General features: G+C 65.4%; 21 protein-coding genes, 1 tRNA gene and 1 pseudogene. 12 read left to right on the top strand and 11 right to left on the bottom strand.

Annotation, left to right across the window (positions count from 1 at the left end):
• Positions 1-37 precede the first annotated feature (37 nt).
• Positions 38-589, bottom strand: a complete 552-nt coding sequence (locus tag JO059_RS01120; protein ID WP_293314066.1) for a MarR family winged helix-turn-helix transcriptional regulator — start codon at positions 587-589, stop codon at positions 38-40.
• A 117-nt stretch (positions 590-706) separates the two neighbouring features.
• Between JO059_RS01120 and JO059_RS01115 the strand changes: the two genes are divergently transcribed.
• The 5 genes from JO059_RS01115 to JO059_RS01095 all read left to right on the top strand — a co-directional run bounded on the left by JO059_RS01115 (position 707) and on the right by JO059_RS01095 (position 6,542).
• Positions 707-2,755: an ATP-binding cassette domain-containing protein gene (locus JO059_RS01115; RefSeq protein WP_293314065.1), complete on the top strand. Its 2,049-nt coding sequence runs from the start codon at positions 707-709 to the stop codon at positions 2,753-2,755.
• Complete coding sequence (locus JO059_RS01110) at positions 2,752-3,603, top strand: energy-coupling factor transporter transmembrane protein EcfT (protein ID WP_293314063.1); 852 nt, start codon at positions 2,752-2,754, stop codon at positions 3,601-3,603. Before JO059_RS01115 ends, JO059_RS01110 begins: the two co-directional genes overlap by 4 nt.
• Before the next feature lie 175 nt (positions 3,604-3,778).
• On the top strand, positions 3,779-4,090 hold the full coding sequence (locus JO059_RS01105) for a hypothetical protein (RefSeq protein ID WP_293314062.1): 312 nt from the start codon (positions 3,779-3,781) through the stop codon (positions 4,088-4,090).
• Between the two features lie 128 nt (positions 4,091-4,218).
• Positions 4,219-5,667 carry an amino acid permease gene (locus JO059_RS01100; protein WP_293314060.1) on the top strand — a complete coding sequence of 483 codons (1,449 nt, stop codon included), beginning with the start codon at positions 4,219-4,221 and terminating at the stop codon, positions 5,665-5,667.
• On the top strand, positions 5,664-6,542 hold the full coding sequence (locus tag JO059_RS01095; RefSeq protein WP_293314058.1) for a universal stress protein: 879 nt from the start codon (positions 5,664-5,666) through the stop codon (positions 6,540-6,542). The genes JO059_RS01100 and JO059_RS01095 overlap by 4 nt, the downstream gene beginning before the upstream one ends.
• A gap of 10 nt (positions 6,543-6,552) precedes the next feature.
• Here JO059_RS01095 and JO059_RS01090 read toward each other — a convergent pair whose 3' ends face one another.
• The 4 genes from JO059_RS01090 to JO059_RS01075 form a co-directional block, all read right to left on the bottom strand.
• Positions 6,553-7,518: an SPFH domain-containing protein gene (locus JO059_RS01090; RefSeq protein WP_293314056.1), complete on the bottom strand. Its 966-nt coding sequence runs from the start codon at positions 7,516-7,518 to the stop codon at positions 6,553-6,555.
• A gap of 49 nt (positions 7,519-7,567) precedes the next feature.
• A complete protein-coding gene (locus JO059_RS01085) occupies positions 7,568-8,905 on the bottom strand; it encodes a sugar ABC transporter substrate-binding protein (protein ID WP_293314054.1) in 1,338 nt (445 codons plus the stop codon).
• 91 nt (positions 8,906-8,996) lie between these two features.
• On the bottom strand, positions 8,997-9,821 hold the full coding sequence (locus JO059_RS01080; RefSeq protein ID WP_293314052.1) for a carbohydrate ABC transporter permease: 825 nt from the start codon (positions 9,819-9,821) through the stop codon (positions 8,997-8,999).
• Complete coding sequence (locus JO059_RS01075; RefSeq protein ID WP_293314050.1) at positions 9,808-10,692, bottom strand: sugar ABC transporter permease; 885 nt, start codon at positions 10,690-10,692, stop codon at positions 9,808-9,810. Before JO059_RS01075 ends, JO059_RS01080 begins: the two co-directional genes overlap by 14 nt.
• Positions 10,693-10,751: 59 nt before the next feature.
• Here JO059_RS01075 and JO059_RS01070 point away from each other — a divergent pair, with 59 nt between their 5' ends.
• From JO059_RS01070 to JO059_RS01050, 5 genes are all read left to right on the top strand, one after another.
• Positions 10,752-12,293: a TldD/PmbA family protein gene (locus JO059_RS01070; RefSeq protein WP_293314049.1), complete on the top strand. Its 1,542-nt coding sequence runs from the start codon at positions 10,752-10,754 to the stop codon at positions 12,291-12,293.
• 97 nt (positions 12,294-12,390) lie between these two features.
• The gene (locus JO059_RS01065) at positions 12,391-13,764 is read left to right on the top strand and encodes a metallopeptidase TldD-related protein (protein ID WP_293314047.1); all 1,374 of its coding nucleotides are present in this window, start codon (positions 12,391-12,393) and stop codon (positions 13,762-13,764) included.
• Between the two features lie 40 nt (positions 13,765-13,804).
• Positions 13,805-14,632 carry a carboxymuconolactone decarboxylase family protein gene (locus JO059_RS01060; RefSeq protein WP_293314045.1) on the top strand — a complete coding sequence of 276 codons (828 nt, stop codon included), beginning with the start codon at positions 13,805-13,807 and terminating at the stop codon, positions 14,630-14,632.
• A gap of 191 nt (positions 14,633-14,823) precedes the next feature.
• Positions 14,824-15,165, top strand: a complete 342-nt coding sequence (locus JO059_RS01055; protein WP_293314043.1) for a nitroreductase family deazaflavin-dependent oxidoreductase — start codon at positions 14,824-14,826, stop codon at positions 15,163-15,165.
• A gap of 41 nt (positions 15,166-15,206) precedes the next feature.
• Positions 15,207-15,283 (top strand) — tRNA-Ile (locus JO059_RS01050).
• A gap of 153 nt (positions 15,284-15,436) precedes the next feature.
• Here the strand turns inward: JO059_RS01050 and JO059_RS01045 are convergent.
• Complete coding sequence (locus JO059_RS01045) at positions 15,437-15,964, bottom strand: hypothetical protein (RefSeq protein WP_293314041.1); 528 nt, start codon at positions 15,962-15,964, stop codon at positions 15,437-15,439.
• Between the two features lie 336 nt (positions 15,965-16,300).
• Between JO059_RS01045 and JO059_RS01040 the strand changes: the two genes are divergently transcribed.
• Entirely contained in the window at positions 16,301-16,510 is a 210-nt protein-coding gene (locus JO059_RS01040; protein WP_293314039.1) for an antibiotic biosynthesis monooxygenase family protein, read from the top strand.
• A gap of 540 nt (positions 16,511-17,050) precedes the next feature.
• Here the strand turns inward: JO059_RS01040 and JO059_RS01035 are convergent.
• Complete coding sequence (locus JO059_RS01035) at positions 17,051-17,551, bottom strand: hypothetical protein (RefSeq protein WP_293314037.1); 501 nt, start codon at positions 17,549-17,551, stop codon at positions 17,051-17,053.
• Between the two features lie 363 nt (positions 17,552-17,914).
• Between JO059_RS01035 and JO059_RS01030 the strand changes: the two genes are divergently transcribed.
• Entirely contained in the window at positions 17,915-18,115 is a 201-nt protein-coding gene (locus JO059_RS01030) for a hypothetical protein (protein WP_293314035.1), read from the top strand.
• Positions 18,116-18,462: 347 nt separating this feature from the next.
• Here JO059_RS01030 and JO059_RS01025 read toward each other — a convergent pair whose 3' ends face one another.
• The 4 genes and pseudogenes from JO059_RS01025 to JO059_RS01010 form a co-directional block, all read right to left on the bottom strand.
• Positions 18,463-18,786, bottom strand: coding sequence for a DUF732 domain-containing protein (locus JO059_RS01025; RefSeq protein WP_293314034.1), 324 nt, complete (start codon positions 18,784-18,786; stop codon positions 18,463-18,465).
• A 574-nt stretch (positions 18,787-19,360) separates the two neighbouring features.
• Positions 19,361-19,756 carry a nitroreductase family deazaflavin-dependent oxidoreductase gene (locus JO059_RS01020; protein ID WP_293314032.1) on the bottom strand — a complete coding sequence of 132 codons (396 nt, stop codon included), beginning with the start codon at positions 19,754-19,756 and terminating at the stop codon, positions 19,361-19,363.
• Positions 19,757-19,799: 43 nt separating this feature from the next.
• A complete protein-coding gene (locus JO059_RS01015; protein ID WP_293314030.1) occupies positions 19,800-20,213 on the bottom strand; it encodes a limonene-1,2-epoxide hydrolase family protein in 414 nt (137 codons plus the stop codon).
• A gap of 77 nt (positions 20,214-20,290) precedes the next feature.
• Positions 20,291-20,421: pseudogene (locus JO059_RS01010) on the bottom strand (alcohol dehydrogenase); the annotation flags it as partial.

The following is a 20,421-nucleotide window of genomic DNA, read 5'->3' as shown; positions in this document are numbered from 1 at the left end:
CCGAACCCGGCCATTGGTCCCGCCTTCAGACATCGAATTAAGTGTCTACTCCCGGCGGCGGCGTATCCACCACGGTCGAAGCGGGCCCTGATCGCAGCGTGTCGCGGCGTGCCGAGGTCGCGGCGTTCTCGAGCAGCCGGCGCAGCACGCCGACCGCCTCCTTCAGCACCTGACGTTCCCTCGGCTCGAGCAGCGCCAACTGCGGTTCGATCGCAGCGGCTCGATCGGCCCGGACCGCGTCGAGCGTGCGTATCCCTTCGGCCGTGATGCGGATCCGGACCGCCCGGGCATCTCCGGGATCGGCGGTTCGGGTGACCAATCCGGCATCTTCGAGCCGACGCACCTGGGTGGTCATCGTGGGTTGTGAACAATGGTCGACGGCGGCCAGGTCACCGATGCGGGCTTCGCCATGGGCTTCGATGGTGGCCAGTAACCGCGCCTGCGCCGCCGGCAACGGCATCTGGATGCGCTGGGTGGCCAACCGGTTGAGGCGCGCGACCACGGCGAGCAGATCCGCTCCCAGTCCGGACTGGGGATCGGTGCCTGCGGCGCCAACGACATCGCTGTGGTTGGCGGCGGATGAATCCATGCACCCATGGTTGCATAGCTTTGCTAAGCGAGACGACCCAACATCCCTCGACGTAAACCCTGGAGATGTCGGCTGTGGTTCGGGGTCTTAGCGCAGCCGCCTGGCAGAATCGGTAAAGTGACCGCGCCCGAACCCATCCGTTCACGCCATCGGGGAGGAGCGCTGCGGCCGGTTGAACTGGCACAGGCCTCAGTGATGGGGGCGCTGTGCGCGGTGATCGCCATCATCTCCGTTGTCGTCCCGTTCGCCGCGGGCCTGGCGTTGTTGGGCACCGTGCCCACCGGGCTGCTGGCCTACCGTTACCGGCTTCGGGTGCTGATGGCCGCGACCGTTGCCGCCGGCGTGATCGCGTTCCTGATCGCCGGCCTGGGCGGTTTCATGACCGTCGTCCACTGCGTCTATATCGGGGGCCTGACGGGGATCATCAAGCGCAGGGGCCGGGGAGTACCCACCGTCATCGTCTCGTCCCTGATCGCCGGTGTTGCCTTCGGCGCCGTCAACGTCGGCGCGCTGATGGTGATGACCCGGCTTCGGCACCTGATCTTCAAGGTGATCACCGCGAACATGGACGGCGTCGCGGCGTTCATGAACCGGATTCACTTGCAGGGTGCCGCCGCCCTTGCGAAGCGCTCTTTCGCCGTAGGCATGCACTACTGGCAATGGGTGATGCTCGTCTATTTCACCATCGGCATCATGGTCGTCTCGTTGATCGGCTGGTGGGCGCTGTCCCGCCTGCTGGAGCGGATGCGCCGCATCCCCGACGTGCACAAACTCGACGCCTGGGACGGGAGTAAGGGCGAGGAAGGCCCGGTGGGGCCGGTCCCCGTGCGGCTCGACAAGGTGCGTTTCCGCTACCCCGGCGCCGGCCAGGACGCGCTGCGCGAACTCAGCCTCGAGCTGCGGGTCGGCGAGCACGTCGCGATCACCGGTCCCAACGGCTCCGGGAAGACCACGTTGATGCTGATCTTGGCCGGCCGCCGACCGACGTCGGGCACCGTTGAGCGCCCGGGCGCGGTGGGTTTGGGCAAACTGGGCGGCACCGCGCTTGTGCTGCAGCACCCCGAATGCCAGGTCTTGGGCACCCGGGTCGCGGACGATGTGGTCTGGGGTTTGCCCCCGGGCACCGAGATCGATGTGGACCAGTTGCTGGCGGAGGTCGGCCTGGAGGGACTGGCCGAACGCGACACGGGAAGTCTGTCCGGCGGTGAATTGCAGCGCCTCGCGCTCGCGGCGGCGCTGGCCCGGGAGCCGGCGTTGCTCATCGCCGATGAGGTCACCACGATGGTCGACCAGCAGGGCCGCGATGCGTTGCTGGGCGTGCTGGCTGGTCTCACCAAGCGACACCGCACCGCGCTGGTGCACATCACGCACTACAACAACGAGGCCGATTCCGCCGAGCGCACAATCGATCTCAGCAATTCGCCGGACAATGCCGGCATGGTCGGGGCGGCAGCGGCGCCCGCACCGACGGTCACGGTGGATCACCGGCAGCAGGCCGCGGTCATCGAGCTTGCCGGCGTCGGACATGAATACGGAAATGGCACCCCGTGGGCCAAGACCGCGCTGCGCGACGTCAGCTTCGTCGTGCACCAGGGGGACGGGCTGCTGATCCACGGCGGAAACGGGTCCGGCAAGTCGACGCTCGCCTGGATCATGGCCGGGCTGACGGTTCCGACGACGGGCGCCTGTCTGATGGACGGGCGGCCCACCCACGAGCAGGTCGGGGCGGTGGCGTTGTCGTTCCAGGCCGCTCGGCTGCAGCTGATGCGCAGCCGGGTCGACCTGGAAGTGGCCTCGGCAGCGGGCTTTTCGCCGCGCGACGAGGATCGCATCGCCGCGGCGCTTGGCGTCGTGGGGCTGGATCCGGCGCTGGCCAAGCGACGGATCGACCAGCTCAGCGGTGGCCAGATGCGCCGGGTGGTGCTGGCCGGATTGTTGGCCCGTTCGCCGCGTGCCTTGATCCTCGACGAGCCGCTGGCCGGTTTGGACGCCGCCAGTCAGCGCGGCCTGCTGCGACTGCTGCTGAGCCTGCGTCGCGATCGGGGCTTGACGGTCGTGGTCATTTCGCACGACTTCGTCGGGCTGGAGGACCTGTGCCCGCGCACGCTGCATTTGCGCAACGGCACGCTGGAATCGCTGCCCGCCGCGGCCGGAGGCATGGCATGAGTACAACCCCGGCCGCGACGCACGGCTCGACCCGCCGGCCTCCTCGCCCAGTGGTGCTGCTGGTGCCGGTGCCCGGAACCTCTACCATCCACGAGCTGTGGGCCGGCACCAAACTGCTTGTCGTTTTCGGGTTTTCGGTACTGCTGACGTTCTACCCCGGGTGGGTGACGATCGGATTGGTGGCGGCAATGGTATTCGCCGCCGCCAGGATCGCACGTATTCCGCGCGGCGCGGTGCCGTCGATGCCGCGGTGGCTATGGTTCGTCATCGCCTTGGGGGGCATCACGGCCGCGGTGGCGGGCGGCACCCCGAAGGTCTCGATCGGCGGGCTCGAGGTCGGACTGGGCGGAGGACTGAACTTTTTGCGGTTCACGGCACTGTCGATCGTGTTGCTCGCGCTCGGGGCGATGGTGTCCTGGACCACCAACGTCGCCGAGATCGGGCCCGCCCTGGCGACTTTAGGCCGCCCCTTTCGGCTGGTGCGGATCCCGGTCGACGAATGGGCGGTGGCATTGGCGTTGGCGCTGCGTGCCTTTCCGATGTTGATCGACGAATTCCAGGTGCTCTACGCCGCCCGCCGGCTGCGACCCAAGCGAATACCCAAGAGCCGCAAGGCCCGTCGCCGCCGACACGCCTTGGAGCTGATCGACTTGCTGGCGGCCGCCATCACCGTGACCCTGCGCCGCGCCGACGAGATGGGCGACGCGATCACCGCCCGTGGCGGTGCCGGTCAGCTCTCGGCCAACCCGGCGCGGCCCAAGCTGGCGGACTGGGTGACACTGGCGATCGCCATCGCGACCGCCGCCGTGGCGGTGGCGCTCGAGATGATGTTGCACATGAGCCCCTAGGCGGGACAGGCCGCAGGGGGTATTCGCGTTTATGACCCCGGGGTGGCCGGGTAAAGCTCTGCAGGGAGCCCGGGCAAAGTCCGAAGGCGGGAGATTCCCGCCACCCGGTCCGAGGTCGCAGCCAGCATCGTCGGATAGCCGGGACTAAATGCTTCCTCTTTGAAAGGGAGTACAGATGATGCACACCGTTAAGAAAACTGTCGCTTGCACACTTCTCGGCGCAGCCGGGCTGTTGTCGTGTGGGGTCGGCGTGGCAGGCGCCGACAACCCCACCACCACGCAAATCGGACTCGTCAACGTCTGGATCGGAAACGTCAACGTTGCGGCAAACGTCAACGTCGACGCCGCCGCCGGCATCGTCGCCAACGCCTGCGGCCTCGACCTCCCGGCCGTGAATGCGCTGGTGTACCAGGTCAGCCAGAGCGGCGCCCCGACAACCGCGTGCAACCAGAGCAACGGGCCGGTGACTGTCACCAAAGCGGCCTGACATGTGAGGCGCGTGGGGCCGGCGTTGACGGCGGCCTCGCGCCCACGTGCGTCGATTAGCGATCGACTTCTTCGTCCTCCTGTCGCGGGAGGCAGCATAATCAGCTGATCCGGCGACAGGAGGCGCACTTGCCATCCACCCCGATCAGCCTGATCGAGCAAATGTTGCGACGTCGCCCTGTCGTGGGCGCACATGTCGCAGCCGGGGCCGCGGACCACCTCAGGCGCAGCATAGGCACGTTCCAACTGACCATGTTCGGGGTCGGCTCGACGATCGGCACCGGGATCTTCTTCGTGATGTCCCAAGCGGTCCCCGAGGCCGGCCCGAGCGTCGTCGTCTCGTTCGTCATAGCCGGCGTCGCGGCTGGGCTGGCGGCCATCTGCTACGCCGAATTGGCCTCCGCCGTGCCGGTTTCGGGTTCCTCGTACTCGTATGCCTATACCACCCTGGGTGAGGCCGTCGCGGTGGGCGTGGCGGCCTGTCTACTGCTGGAATACGGAGTTTCCACCGCAGCGGTGGCGGTCACCTGGAGCGGCTACCTCAACAAGCTGCTGGGGAACCTGTTCGGATTCCAGCTGCCGCATTCCTTGTCGGCCGCCCCATGGGACTCACAGCCGGGCTACGTCAACGTGCCGGCGCTCATCTTGATCGCGATGTGCGCGCTGTTACTGATCCGCGGAGCCAGCGAATCGGCGACGGTGAACGCGATCATGGTGGTGATCAAGCTCGGCGTGCTCGTCATGTTCGTGATCATCGCCTTCACGGCTTTTGATACCGATCACCTCAGGGACTTCGCGCCGTTCGGTGTCGCCGGCATCGGCTCGGCGGCCGGCACCATCTTCTTCTCGTATATCGGTCTCGACGCGGTGTCCACGGCGGGTGACGAGGTCAAGGATCCGCAAAAGACCATGCCGCGCGCCATCATCGCCGCCCTGGCGACCGTAAGCAGCATGTACATCCTCGTCGCGCTAGCCGCGCTGGGGACCCAGCCGTGGCGGGACTTCGCTGCCCAGCAAGAGGCCGGGCTGGCCACGATCCTCGAGAACGTCACCCACGGCAGATGGGCCAGCACGATCCTGGCGGCGGGCGCGGTGATCTCCATTTTCAGCGTCACGCTGGTCACGATGTACGGCCAGACGCGCATCCTGTTCGCGATGGGCCGCGACGGCTTACTTCCCTCGCGGTTCGCCGAGGTGAACGCGCGCACCATGACCCCGGTCGGTAACACCATCATCGTCGCGCTGGCCGCGGGCGGGCTGGCGGCGTTCGTACCTCTCGACAAACTCGCCGACATGGTGTCCATCGGCACGCTGACGGCATTCATCGTGGTATCCGTCGGCGTGGTCATCCTCCGTGTTCGCGAACCCGACCTGCCGCGGGCATTCAAGGTACCCGGTTTTCCGGTCACGCCGGCTCTTTCGGTGCTGGCTTGCGGCTACATCTTGTTCAGCCTGCACTGGTACACCTGGATCGCGTTCACGGGATGGATCTCGATTGCGTTGCTCTTCTACTTTGTGTGGGGCCGCCACCACAGCGCGCTCAATGACAGCGACCAGCTTCCCAGGGAAGCTCGATGACCGTCGTTGTCGGATACCGGGCCGGAAACATTGGTCTGTCCGGGTTGCACCTGGGCGTCCGCGCCGCGCGGTCGTTGGGGACATCGCTCGCGGTGGCCACGATCGTGCCCCTGCCCTGGCTGACACCATCGTTCGCGCGCGTGGACGCCGAGTATCAGCAGTGGTCGGACCAGTTGGCAGCCGAGTCGGCGAAGGAGGCCGCCGCTGTTCTGCGCGATGTCTCCGACGGGATCGAGGTCACCTACCTACATCGCATGCACCGGTCGGTGGCGGGCGGGTTGATCGAGGTCGTCGCGGAAGTCGGTGGTGAGGTTCTGGTGCTGGGGTCGTTGCCCAGCGGGGGGCCCGCACACGTGGTGATCGGCACGACGGCGGAGTGGTTGCTGCACGCGTCGCCCGTACCGCTGGCCATCAGCCCGCGCGAATATGCCTCGAGCACAACCGAATTGACCAGGCTCACCTGCTCCTACTCGGCCACGCCAGACGCGATCGACGTGGTAAGGCGGTGTTCGGACATCGCCGTGCGCCTGCGCTTGCCGCTTCGGGTGCTGACCCTTGCCGTCCGGGGCAAGACGATGTATCCGCCGGAAGTGGGGCTCGAGGTCGAAGACGAGATCTTGGCGGCCTGGGCGTCCCAAGCGCGGCAAATTCAGCATCACCTCAAGGACGACGCCGTCGTCACCGAAGATGTTGTGCTGCAAGTGGTCACCGGCCAGAGTTGGAAAGAAGCGCTCGACAAGGCCGACTGGTGGGATGGCGAGATCCTGGCGCTGGGTACGCGGCCGCGAGGCGACCTACGCAAGGTCTTCCTCGGTTCCCGCAGCGCCAAGATCATTCGCGAAAGTCCGGTACCGGTCCTGGTGCTGCCCGGCTAAGAGCAACCGGTCAGCGGGGCACCTGCACCAGCGGCTGGCCCCCGATCTGGCCCCAGCACCCCGCGGGGTCGCGCCCGTTCTTCACCTGATCTGTCAGGCAGTTGAAGATCGCGATCCGCAGATCCGGCGGTGGCTGATTGGCGCGCTGTTCGGCGGCCAACCGGTTCTGCTCGGCGGTCTTGACGTCCTGCTGCGCGTTGATCGTCTCCTGAACCTTCTGGTTGTAGGCGTCGATGCGCTGTTGCGTTGGCTGGTCGTAGAAGATCCGCGGGATCCGCACGTCGAGGATCTCGATCTCCGAGCCGACCGCATCCTGCAAGTCCTTTTTCACCTGTGCGGCCATCGCGGGCAAGTCCGCGCCCTGGGCCGGCGCGGTCATCTGCCCCGAGCCGCCCGGCGCATTCGCCGCGGCCGCCAGCATGACCTGCGGGTTGAACGTGGCAAATACCTTCGACAAAGCCACCTGGGCCTGCCGGTCGACCAGTTGCTCCTTGATGGTCTGGAACACGTTGGCCCCGCCGTAATCCTGGAACAGTTTCGGTGCCGCGCCCTCCCGCAGGCGCCAGTTCAGATTTTCATCGACGTAGGCGTTGGAGTTGTTGGCCAGCCGGACATTGATCGCCGCCGGGTTGCCGTTTGCACCCTTGCCCGCGCTGGCGTCGTCGTAGCTGTTCGACTCGAACGCCTGCAACTGGATCGCTTCCGACAGTTCACTGACCTTGCGCCACGGCGCATGCCAGACGATCCCCGCCCCGTGCACCCCGACCGGCTTGCCGAATTCGGTGATGATGCCGACGTTGCGCGTGTCCACCCGGTCGTACGCGCTGACGAGCGTGAAGACCAAGCCGAACAACGCGGCGGTGGCGGTGATGCCCCACAGCTTCAGCCGGCCGCGCTGGTCGACGAACACGCTTGCGATGAGCAACACTACCGCCACCAGGAAAAACAGGATCGCAACAACCCACCACCCAGGCATGACGCTCCTTCGCTTGTCGGTCTGATCAGACTACGTCTCGCGGGTGCAGCTAGCGCCGGGCAGCGGCGTTGGCTGCCGCCTGAGCCTGCTTTAGGGTCGCTGCGACGTCACCCCGGCCCAGGAACATCTCGTCGAAATAGCTCTGCAGAGCCGTGTTTCCGGCGGCGAAGCCGGCGCCGCCCGGGGCCGGGATCCGGGGCCCGTCCAGGACCGTGAAGAACGGTGTGACGTCAACGCCCTTCGCCGTCCAGTAGTCGAAGTAGGCCCGCTGCGCCGATAACACCGCGGGGATGGCTGCACCGCGCCGGCCCAGGTATGCGTTGCCCTCGCTGCTGCCCAGCCAAGCGAGGACTTGACGCACGGCGTCCGGATGCTTGGTGGCCGAATTACCTGCCACCGCAATGCCGTTGGTGACGCTCACGCGCCCCACTGGACCAGCGGGCATCATGGCCACCCCCCAGCGGAAGCGGGCGTCGCGGGTCACCGGTGCCAGGCTGTAGGTTCCGGACTGGAAGAGCGCCATCCGGCCGGCCAGGAACTGGTTGCGGGAGAAGTCTCCGTTGTCGTTGGTCGCCGAGGCGGGCGGCGCGACGTGGTCGTCGTTGATGAGAGCGACCAGATAGGTGAATGCCTCGATCGCCCCGGGGTTGTCGAACGCGAACTCGTCACCGCGCTGAAACGCGCCACCGGCCGAGCCGATGTAGTTCAGGTAGATTCCCTGGGGGTCGTTGGCCGCATTGTATCCCCACTGATGCACCCGTGTGGGGTCGAAATGTGTTGTGTTGGCGGCGTTTCCGTCGGCATCAACGGTCAGCCGCGCCAGCATTGGCCGCAGCGTGTCGTCGCCGTGCAGGCTCCACCGCAGGCCGTTGAGCGCAGCGGGGTCGATGCCGGCCGCCGCGAGCAGGTCGGCGTTGTAGAACAGCGCAATCCCGGCGTCGGTCAGCTGCGGTACCCCCCACAGCACACCGCCACGAGTGAACTGGTCCACCACCGCGGGTTCCCAGTCTGAGGCCGGCCCCGGGCCCAGGGTTTTGCCGATGTCCATCAACCGGCCCCCGTCGGCATAAGCGGCAAGGTAGGCGTTGGACAGCCAGAAGATGTCGTCGGCGCTCCCGCCGGCGACGTCGGTGCGCAGCGTGTCGAAGTACGTCGAATACGCCACGACGTTGGCGCGAACCTCGATGTTGGGATGGGCGCGGTTGAATGCCTCGAACGACTGCCGATACGAGGCGGCAATCTGGTCGCCCCACAGCCGCACCCGCACAACGATCTTGCCACCGTGGGGTTCGGCGGAGTAGTCCAACAGCATGGCCATCGCGACCAGTAGCACCGCGACAAGTAGCAGCGCCGTTGCAGCCAGCGTGGACGAGCGGGGGCGGGTCATCGCTTGCGCCCAGATTGCCGCGGTGGTTGCAGAAGTCCGAAATAAACAGCCACGTCGGCAATCTCAGCGGCAGTCTCAGCGGCACGGCCCCTCACTTGAGCCCCGAGACGACGATCGAGGCAACGATGTGGCGCTGGAAAATCACGAACAACGTAATCAGCGGGATGATCGCGACCGTCGACGCCGCCATCACCAGGGTCCATTGCGAGTTGAACCGCGACTGCAGGTCGGCCGTGGCCACCGTCAGCACTCGCCACTTGTGCCCGCTGGTGATCACCAACGGCCACATGAAGTTGTTCCATTGCGAGACCACCGTGATCAGCGCCAGGGCCGCCAGCACCGGACGGCTGGTCGGAATCACCACGTGCACAATCACGTCCAAGGTGTTGGCGCCGTCGAGCCGGGCGGCGTTGATCAGGTCGTTGGGGATGATGCGGAAGTGCTCGCGCAGCAGGAAGATCGCGTACGGGGAACCAAACAAAAAGGGAAGCACCAAGGCCCAGAATTTGTTACGCAGCCCGAGTTGGGCCATCATCAGATACATCGGCACCACCGTCACGGTCGCCGGCACCATCAGAGTCGCGATGTAGACCCAAAACAGCGCATCGCGCCCGGGAAACTCCAAGCGGGCGAACGCGTATCCGGCCAACACCGAGAAGCTCAGCTGGCCCACCAAGATGACCGCCGTCATCAACGCGGTCACCGCCGCAGCGCGCCCGAATCCGGCCGCCCCCAGATCGGCATAATTGGCCAAGGTGGGCGGTTGCGGCAACTGCAGCGGCGTGCCCGTGGCGAACTGGTGTGCCGAGGTCAACGACGTCAACAATCCGAGGACAAAGGGGGCGAGCGTGATGAGCGTGCCGAGCAGCAGGCCGATGTAGATGACTGCATGAGCGAGTCGGTTATGTGAGGTCATAACTGATCCGCCGCCGGAAGTACAAGTGTTGAACGATGGTGACCCCGATCAGGATGACAAAGAGCACGACCGCCATGACCGATGCCCGGCCGATTGCCGCCGAGCCGAACGCCTCGGCGTAGATGCGGTGCGCCACGAGATCAGTGCTGCCGCCCGGTCCGCCCCCGGTGAGCGCATACACCGTGTCGAAAACCTGTGCAGTGCTGATGATGCCGGTCACCAGGACGAAAAACATGGTGGGGCGCAACATCGGCAGGGTGATGCGTCGAAACCGTTGCCACGCATTCGCGCCGTCGGTGCGTGCGGCGGCGTAGATGTCGTCGGGAATAGCCAGCAGCCCGGCGAGGAACGACAGCGAGACGTATCCGACGTTCATCCAGACGACGACGGCCGAAACCAGCGGCAGCGCAAGCTCGGGATCGGAGAGCCAGTCGATGCGATGGCCCAGCACGGCGCTGACGGCGCCGTCCGTGGGCGCCAGGATCCAACGCCACAGCACCGCGATCGCCAGCGGTGCGGAGATCCACGGCAGCACGTAAAGCGTGCGAAACAAGCCGGTCCCCGGTAGCTGGCGGGCCAGCATGGATGCGGCCAGCAGGCCCAGCAGCGTCTGGGCGGGGACCACGATCGCCACGAAGGCGGCCGTGACAATCAGCGAGTTGGCGAAGCCGGAGTCGGCGAGGACCGACCGCCAGTTGGCAAGGCCCACATAGCGCAGCGGACCGAGCAGGTCCCACCGGTACAGGCTCAGCCAAATCACCACCAGGATGGGGAGCAGCAAAAAGGCGACTACACCGAAGAGGCTGGGCGCAAGCAAGGCATAGCCCAGCGCGGTGGATCGAGGTGCTTTCCTTCGAGCAGCGCCGGCCATGGAGGTAATTTAGTCGGGCGCCGCCGCGGTTGAGTGTAAGCGGTCGATACGGTGGAGCGGTGACACCGAACCGGGGGATCGATGCCGACTTCTTGGAGCTGCCGCGCCACCAGCTTGCCGACGCCGCGCTCTCGGCGGCCAAAGCGGCCGGGGCCAGCCACGCTGACCTGCGTATTCACCGAATCAGCAGTCAGATCATCCAATTGCGCGACGGCGAGCTGGAGACCGCCGTCGTCACCCGCGAGGTCGGCCTGGCAGTGCGGGTGATCGTCAATGGCACCTGGGGATTCGCGTCGCACGCGGAGTTGGCGCCGAACGTCGCGGCCGAGACCGCGCGCCGCGCGGTGCATGTGGCCACATCGCTGGCGGTGCTGAACGCCGAACGCGTCGAGCTGGCGTCCGAGCCGGTGTACCCGGACGCGACCTGGGTCTCCGACTACCGGATCGACCCATTCGGCGTCCCCGTGGCCGACAAGATCGCCCTGCTCGAGGAGTACTCCGGGCGACTGCTGAACGCCAAAAACGGGGGGATCGGCATTGACCATGTGTCCGCCGCGTTGACCGCCGTCAAGGAGCAGACGTTCTATGCCGACACCTTCGGCTCGTCGATCTCCCAGCAGCGGGTGCGGGTGCTGCCGTCGCTGGAGGCGGTGACCGTCGACGCGGGGGCGGGCAGCTTCGAATCGATGCGCACGCTGGCCCCGCCGATGGGTCGGGGTTGGGAAGCTGTGGCCGGTGACGACGTGTGGAACTGGACCGAAGAGCTCGCGCACCTGCCCGCCCTGCTGGCTGAAAAGGTCAAGGCGCCCAGCGTGACGCCAGGGCCCACCGATCTGGTGATTGACCCGACCAACCTGTGGTTGACCATTCACGAATCCATCGGGCACGCAACCGAATACGACCGCGCGATCGGCTACGAGGCCGCCTACGCCGGAACGTCTTTCGCCACTCCGGACAAACTCGGCATCATGCGTTACGGGTCGCCCGTGATGAACGTGACTGCCGACCGCAACGTCCAGCATGGCTTGGCGAGCATCGGTTACGACGACGAGGGAGTGGCCGCGCAGAGCTGGGACCTGGTGCGCGACGGGATATTCGTCGGCTACCAGCTCGACCGGGTGTTCGCGCTGAGACTCGGATCGGAGATCCCACAGCCCCGCTCAAACGGGTGCTCGTATGCGGATTCCCCACACCATGTCCCGATCCAGCGGATGGCCAACGTGTCGCTGCAGCCGGCCGCGGACGAGATCAGCACCGCCGACCTGATCGGCCGCGTCGAGGACGGCATTTACATCGTGGGCGACAAGTCGTGGTCCATCGACATGCAGCGCTACAACTTTCAATTCACCGGGCAGCGGTTCTTCCGCATCCGCGGCGGCCGCCTCGATGGGCAGTTGCGTGATGTCGCCTATCAGGCCACCACCACCGACTTCTGGGATTCCATGGAAGCCGTGGGCGGACCGTCGACCTGGCGGCTGGGCGGCGCGTTCAATTGCGGGAAGGCCCAACCCGGACAGATCGCCCCGGTCAGCCACGGCTGCCCGTCGGCCTTGTTCCGCGGCATCAACGTGCTCAACACCGTCGCCGAGGGCGGCCGATGATCCGCGCCGGCGACGATGCAGTGGGGGTACCGCTCGCTTGCGGGGGACGATGCGATGCTGTGGGGGCACCTCCCGCTTGCGGGGGAGAGCGGCGCAAATGATCCGCGCGCAGCACGCCGTAAAGCTCGTTTTGGACGAGTCGGCCAAACTCGGGGGCGCCGACGAGACCATGGTGTTGGTCACCGACAAGGTCGAGGCGACGTTGCGCTGGGCGGGCAATTCGATGACTACCAACGGGGTTTCAGTCAGCCGCAGCCTCACCGTGATTTCCGTCGTGCGGCGGGGGCCCAGCGCACACGTCGGCACGGTGGTGTCGGCCGAAGTGGATCCGCGCGTGATTCCGGGTCTGGTCGCGTCGTCCCAGGACGCGGCCCGATCCGCACCGGAGGCCGGCGATGCCGCGCCGCTATTGGCCGACGGCGGCGCGCCCGCCGATTGGGATGCCCCGGTGCCGGGCACCGGGCCGCTGGTGTTCGCCGACGTCGCAGATTCGCTGAGCCGGGCCTTCCGCGGCACCGACCGGCTTTACGGCTTTGCGCACCACAGTGTTTCGACGACGTTTCTGGCGTCGTCGACCGGTCTGCGCCGGCGCTACACCCAGCCGACCGGCGCGGTGGAGATCAACGCCAAGCGCGGAGACGCCAGCGCCTGGGCGGGCATCGGGACGGCCGATTTCGTTGATGTGCCGATGGATTCGCTGCTCGACGAGCTGTCGACGAGACTGGGCTGGGCACAGCGTCGCGTCGAGCTGCCGCCCGGGCGCTACGAGACCATCATGCCGCCGTCCACGGTGGCCGACATGATGATCTACCTCGTCTGGTCCATGGCCGGCCGGGGCGCGCAGGAGGGCCGCACCGCCTTCGCCGCGCCCGGCGGCGGGACGCGGTTGGGGGAGCGACTCACCGACCTACCGCTGACCCTGTTCTCGGATCCGATGGCGCCCGGTCTCGCGTGCACGCCGTTCGTCGCGACCAGCAGTTCGTCGGAGGCGGTGTCGGTATTCGACAACGGGATGGACATCGACCATGTGGACTGGATCCGCGGCGGCGTGATCAACGCGCTGGCCTACCCGCGCTCCACGGCCGCCAAATTCGATGCCGAGGTTGCCGTCGCCGCCGATAACGTGGTGATGACCGGCGGCGCGGCCGGGCTCGCCGACATGATCGCTGCCACCGAGCGTGGCCTGCTGTTGACCACCCTGTGGTACATCCGCGAGGTGGACCCGACGACGCTGTTGCTCACCGGGCTGACCCGCGACGGCGTTTACCTCATCGAGGACGGCGAGGTGACCGCGGCGGTCAACAACTTCCGGTTCAACGAGAGCCCGCTGGACCTGTTAGGACGCACTGCCGAGGCCGGCGCCAGCGAGAAGACCCTGCCGCGTGAATGGGGCGATTGGGCCACCCGAGCGGCGATGCCGTCCCTGCGGATTCCGGACTTTTACATGTCCTCGGTGAGTCAGGCGCAATAGCCGATTGCCTCGCCGGTGAGCTCGTCCTAGCGTGTGAGAAATGCTGACGCGGTTGATCGCGTTGTCGCCAGGCGACGGACGCATGACGGGCCTGGTGCGTCGGGTCTGCGCGCAGGCATTGTCGCTGCCGCCGCTGCCCGCCTGTGTGGAGGTCGGCGACCCCGAGTCGGCGGCCGAGGCCGTCGTCGCCGAATTCGCCGAGCAGTTCAGTGTCGACGTGTCGGCGATCAGCGGCGAGCAGCGGTCACGGTTGTGGAAACATCTGGGGGACAGCACCTTTGGTGTGGTCACTCAGGTTTATATCGCTGACTTCGTGCCGCGGGTGCGGGCCGGGCTGGAGGCGCTTGGCGTCGGATCGGAGTATCTCGGCTGGGCGCGCGGGCCGGTCACATGGGACCACACCAGCGAGCCGTCGGATCTGGTGTTCAACGACTTCCTGCCGGCCGTGGCCCGGATGCGTGCGCTCGACCCCGTTACCGCCGAAATGGTCCGGCTGCGGGGCGCGGCGCAGCACAACTGCCGGTTGTGCAAGTCGCTGCGCGAGCGCACCGCCCTCGAGGCCGGCGGTTCGGAGACGCTGTACGAAGAGATCGAGCGGTTCGAGACGTCAGCCCTGCTCGACGGCCGCACAAAAGCGGCGCTCCGCTATACCGATGGGTTAATTTGGACCCCTGCGCACCTCGTCGCCGACGTCGTCGAGGGGGTGCGCTCCCGGTTCTCGGAGGCCGAAGCCGTCGAGCTGACCTTCGACATCATGCGCAATGCCAGCAACAAGGTTGCGGTGTCGCTGGGCGGAGACGCCGCCCGGGTCGAGCACGGCACCGAAAGCTATCTCCTGGACGCCAACGGTCAGACGGTGTTCAGCTGATTCACTCCGCGTTTACCATCGGGGGCGTGTCTGCACGACGATATAGCCCTCTTCGGGGCCGACGATTGCGCTGGGATGAGGCGCTGTTCGAGCGCATTGCCATGAGCCGCGCAGGCTATGTGCTTGGTTCGCGTCTCGCACCTCCTCTCGACAAGGCGCTGATACCGCGCACCAATGGACGGTTGAGCTCGATGGGGATCGACAAGGTCGGGCTCGTCACGTCAACCGGCGCCAAGACGGGACAGCAGCGCACCCATCCGCTTGCCCTGATCGACGACGGCGACGGCCTGCTGGCGATCGGATCCAACTACGGACGCGAGAAGCATCCCGCGTGGAGCGCGAACCTGCTGGCGCACCCCGAGTGCACCGTCGAATTCAAAGGACCGCGCCGGCCCTACCGCGCCGAGCTGCTGACCGGCGACGAGCGAGCCAAAGCGTGGGAGACGGCTGTCGACTCCTACGCCGGCTACGAGAACTACCGGCAGCATTGCGCGCCGCGGGAGATCCGAATCTTCCGGCTTCGGCCCGCTTGAGCGGTAGCGCTAAGGTCGACGTCGACGTCGGAAAGCTGTCAGGGGCGGTAGCTCAGTTGGTTAGAGCCGCGGACTCATAATCCGTTGGTCGCGGGTTCGAGCCCCGCCCGCCCCACCATGGCAGTGTACGACTTCGGTTGATGGCGGACATTTCGCCTTCGGGTGATGCCTGACTGAACCGCCCCGGCGTGTCCGGAGACTGTGATGTGCCCCGGGGCGGTTGACAGCCTGAAGTGAGCCACCGTTCGGCCGCTCGTGCGGAAAGCCGGAATCAATGCCCGGCGACGGCCTGCACCAGCATGGTCGCGGAAGGGCTCGACAACACCCAGTTACCGTTTTGATTGACAAACATAAGGGGCTTCGTGACCGGTGCCGACAGCTTCGGCCCCGAAACAGCCACATCGGACATGACCGTGGTGGGCCCGTTCTGTTGGATGTTGGAGACGACAAACGACAACGGGAGCTGCCCATTGCGGTAGGCCACTCTTAGCTCGTGATCCATCTGGTGGCCCTCGCCTGACCCGATGCCGCCTTCAACGAGATTGTCTTTGGTCCTGTATGACACACCGGGATTGGAAAGGTCGTTGAGGATGCCGGTCAACTGGTCAGGGGTGGGCAGGTTCAGTGTCGACGCGGGTTGCGGCGGATCCTGTGGTAGGGGCGCGCCGACTGACGCCAGTCGAACCTGAGGCAGGCCCGCCAGGCGAAGCCCCGATGCGCTGGATGCCAGCCCGGCGGCGCCACCGCCAACGACGGCCAGTGCAGCCGCGCTGACGGCAATGGATTTGATGGACTTCATGGTGCTCCCTGTTTTCGTATGGACGGGGCGGGACTGTTCCCCGCAGGTTTGAGCCGACATCGTGTACTAGGCACATCGTGCACGAAAATGCGGTCCCAAAACTGCTGTGCATCAATCGGTATCAACCTGTTAGGAATCTGTAGTGTGATGAATCGGTCTATCCCACAGGAAAAACCGATTGATCTCTGGTTCGAACGCATCGCTTTTGCGGCTCGAAGCTCCTGGCCCAAATAAAGTTTCGGTTGATGAGGGCATCCGGCGGACGATAGAAGCGAGTGCGCAGGGGCTGAACACCTCGCACCACGTCATTGACGAACCGGCGAAGGTATAGCGCGGGTGATCGATCTGCGCGTGCCGCCCGAGAACGCCTCGGAATTCGAGGCGTTGATGACGAAGGTCGCCGCCATGTCCAACGCGAACGAGCCGGGAGTGGCGTATTACGAGTTCGCCAAGGCCGTGGACAAACCCGACTCCTACGTGGTCGTCGAGGCGTATCGCGACCAGGAGGCATGCATCGCGCATGGTGAAACCGACCGGGTACGCTAGTCAATTCCCTAGTATCTCAGGCTGATCGGGGACAAGCCTCAGATCGTGCAATACGTCAGTCCCGGCCAAGAGCCGGTGTCGGTGCAATTCGACAACTGACATGGTCGAGGACAGGCTAGCGATCGCGCAGCGGTTCAGCGCGGCGCTGCGTCAAGGTGACTACGACGGGCCGCCGTCTGCACGACGACTTCGTGTCCGGGAGTCGGGTGGTCTTCCATACAGCGGCGATTACCACGGGGCGAGGGGATTCCGTGAGCTACTGGACACGATGAGCAACGCGATGACGCTCGGCCCCGGACCGATCGCCCCGGAACCACTGGGTGAAAATGCCGTGGTGTCACGCTTTTCGCTGCGCTCCACCGCTCGTGCCTCAGGGAGGAGCGTCGAGATGAGATTGGTCGAGGTCTACACGGTGCGCGGCGGAAAGATCGTTGAACTCGATGTGCATAGAAAGATCCCTCGGCGGTCGCCGCGCTGCTCGCCGACTAGCGGCGATGCCGTCGAGCCGCTGCCAATCGCGCCACTTCTAAGTCGACAGCTCTACCCCGGCGGACAAGGAACCCTAATGGTGTTGTATCGGCATACCTCGTCCGGCACGTTCGGCGGCGGCCCCGCCGCCAGCATCTCCTGAGCCTGCAAGTACATCCGCGATATCTCCTGCTGCAGCTCCGGCGAGAACGCCACCCCCGGCGGCAACGACGGCAGCGGCAGCCCCCCGGGCAGCAGCATCGATGCCCCTTGTGGCATCGGCATTCCCGGCGGAACTGTCGGCGGCCACGTCTGGCCAGGCGCCAACAACACGCCTGGCGGTGGCCCGGTAGGCAGCGGCGGCGGCGCCGGCGCATCCCCGACTTGGTCTACCAAGCGCACCGATCCCGTTGCGACGACGGCATCACGTGTCCCCAACGATGCTGCGCCCAGGAGCGCGAGCATTGCCACGGCCGCCGCCCCGACGACAATCCGTTGCGTCACGCGGTGGCGCTGAGACCGACCAATAACGGAGTCGATTTCATCCAACCGGTGGTCGACGGGAATTGTCATTCCTAGACACTCCTCCCCGTTGGTAGGCATCGGCTGAGCGCCGAATATCGATCAGCTATGAGCTGACGAATCGGCGTCTCTGTCTAACGTCATCGCACCAACGCCTTCTTGTTGGGCAGGGGAGTCCGATCGAAAAGGGGAGCCGCCGCTTCGGCGCGTTTCCCACCAGCGTCGGGGGGTGCATTCACGAGCGTTGGGGCAACGGCAATCGTGCCGAGGGCACAAGGTAACACGGGCCGCCGAATCGAATGCGTCTGAACGCGGCTGCATGCCCGACATGCACTGACCCGACCGCATGAGCTTGATCGGCGGGCATCCACGGTGACCGCGGTCACGCACCGGCCGGCGCAAGTAATGTTGCCGATGGACGGAGTGGCAGAACTGGTGCCGGTGCTACCGGCGCACCGCTTCGACGAGGCCGCCCTCGTACGGCATCTGCGCGGCCAATTGCCGGGCTTTGACGGTCCACTGAGGGTTCGCCAGCTTCAAGGCGGACAAAGCAACCCGACATTCCATCTGGAAACCACCGATGGTGAGTATGTCCTCCGCAAGACGTCATCGTGATGCCTCTTGAAGAAACACCACGACGTGCGGGTCGCGAGTTGACGCACTACGCGGCGCCGAATTTGCCCTTCTCGCCCCTTTGCTCACACGAGCAGATCGTACGGACGAAGCCGCGACCCGCAGACAAAAAACGCCCACCGAGATCGCTTTTGGCGGCGTCAACCTTTATCCGACCGCCCCTAGGGCCAAAGCCCCGTTGTGCCAAGAGTGCGCCAGTACGGGACGGTACTGGCTGGCAGTCCCGGGACATAGCGGACATGAGCTGGGCATTCGAAGACGATATGACGCTACCCAAAAGGTGGTGGACGGTCGGCCACGGATTTAAATACCAGCGGTCGGCAGTGCGCTCAGCACCAACTTGCCCCGGCGCCTGGAGCGACCCAGCACGTCGCGTTGGGGCAATAGGTCGCGTGTGCGAGGTGCACCATGGCTTCGACTTGTCCGTAGTGAATGCCCCTGCCGTCCAAGTTGGCGTGGATGTCCTGGGCAACTTGGTCGCGGGTCCAACCGGAGTTGAGATCGTCGCAGATTAGCGCCGCCATCCCGATGAGAGCCTGCTCGTGGCCCGGCGGCCAAGTGAAGCCGAGGCCCTGCAGTCGAGTGAGGTACCCGTCATTGACGGGATCGGCAGTCGCAATCGCAGAGCCAGTAAACAGGGCAGCGCCAGCCATAACGGGAACGGTAGATCTGACCAGCCAGCGAGGTGAGAGCATTTGATGCGCCTTCTTTCTTGGCGTTAACGGTGCCGTTATTGTGGCTCTTCGAGGTTAGCCGGGCAACCGGCAGCAACGCGCGGTCAAGCCGCACGAGGTCTTCGTCCGATAGGCGACCGACCTGGCGGGTCTGGCTCGGCCTTAGGCGGCGTCATCCCGAATATGAGTTTCCGAATATTCGACGCCAACAAGCGGAAATCGATAGAAATCGGCAGGTTCCCTACCGGTCCGACGGCAAGAAGGATGTTGTGCCACAGGAAGAGACAGTCGATTCTGGGTTCAAACGCGATCCGACTCTTGCAAATCCGTTGGTGGCGGGTTCGAGCCCCGCCCGGCCTACCGAAACGCTGTGTGACTCGGCTGCTTGACATTTCAGTTTCGGGTGATGTCTGACAGTGTTTCGGCTGATCCTTTACAGCGGTTTCGGTTGATGCTTCACGCTCCCTGCGAGCCCCTTGGAGCCGCGGCGTTCGCGTCGGTATTGGGCCGCCGCAGCGGCTGGTGTCTGGACTGGGTAGTTGTGATCCCGAAGTCACTGTGAGGAATCGACCTTGGTCAACACCATCGCCGCTTCGTTGTACGGAAACAGGCGGTAGAACATCCCTGATGGCCCCGAAACGATCGCTGCGCCCTCGGCCTTACTCACAAGACGAGGATTGACCAGCGCGATACTCCTGCCGCGCCTGTGCAATACCGCCTGTCCGCCGGCCAAAACATTCTTCACCCAGTCCGAACGCAGCCCGTACCCGATGAGGACGACGAAGCCGTCTGGGGAGGGAAAGACCAACAGCGGCGTTCGATAACGCCTGCCTGATTTGCGTCCGACATGTTCGAGCGTCCCTTGGCACGGAAGCCACGGCGTGATCGACCGAGCCGCTGGATTGGTGACTCGACGATTGAATTTGGCGACGGCCCTTGGCACCCGCATGGCTCCTCATCCCCAGCTAAGTTCGAATCATCGATGTGCCAACTCATGCGGTCGCGGGCACCAGGGCGCTGATGTCCTCGCCTTGAAGCAGCTTGATCGTCAGATTCAGGTCGAAGTAGTCGGTCCAGCGTGTGATTCTCGCGTCGCCATCGACGACGAAGGTCCCCATTACGGGGATGGCCGGCTTGCGTCCATCGGGAGTCTGGATGTAGTCCAGGCGTTCGGTGAGCACCACGGAACCCTCGCTGGCGAGGTTCACGATCTCGAAGGCGTAGGCGTCCGGGAACATAGCGAACTGGGCCGCCATGTTCTCCACGATGGCGTCCGGTCCGAAGAAGGCAGGCATTCCCACGTTCTGATAAACGGCCCCTTCGGCGAGGAGGGGACGTAACGCGTCGGCGTCCCGATCTTCCATCAAAGCGCAGAAGTGGCGGACGATATCGGCTGGCGAAGACATGAAATGAATCCCTTCACTGCGAGTAGGTGAATCAACTGCGCGGGCTGGAAGATGATGCGGATCTGCCTGTCGACACATCAGTGCTCGTGGATGATCACCCCGCGAATGTTGCGGCCGGCGAGCATGTCGTCGTACGCCTCGTTGATGTCGTTGAGCTTGTACTCGGTGGTGACGGTTTCGTCGAGCAACAGCTTGCCGCTTCGATAGA

The organism is Mycobacterium sp. (assembly GCF_019247615.1).
Classification (GTDB): Bacteria; Actinomycetota; Actinomycetes; order Mycobacteriales; family Mycobacteriaceae; genus Mycobacterium.
Note: the sequence above shows the minus strand (reverse complement) of the source record. Positions and strands in the feature narration are given on the sequence as shown.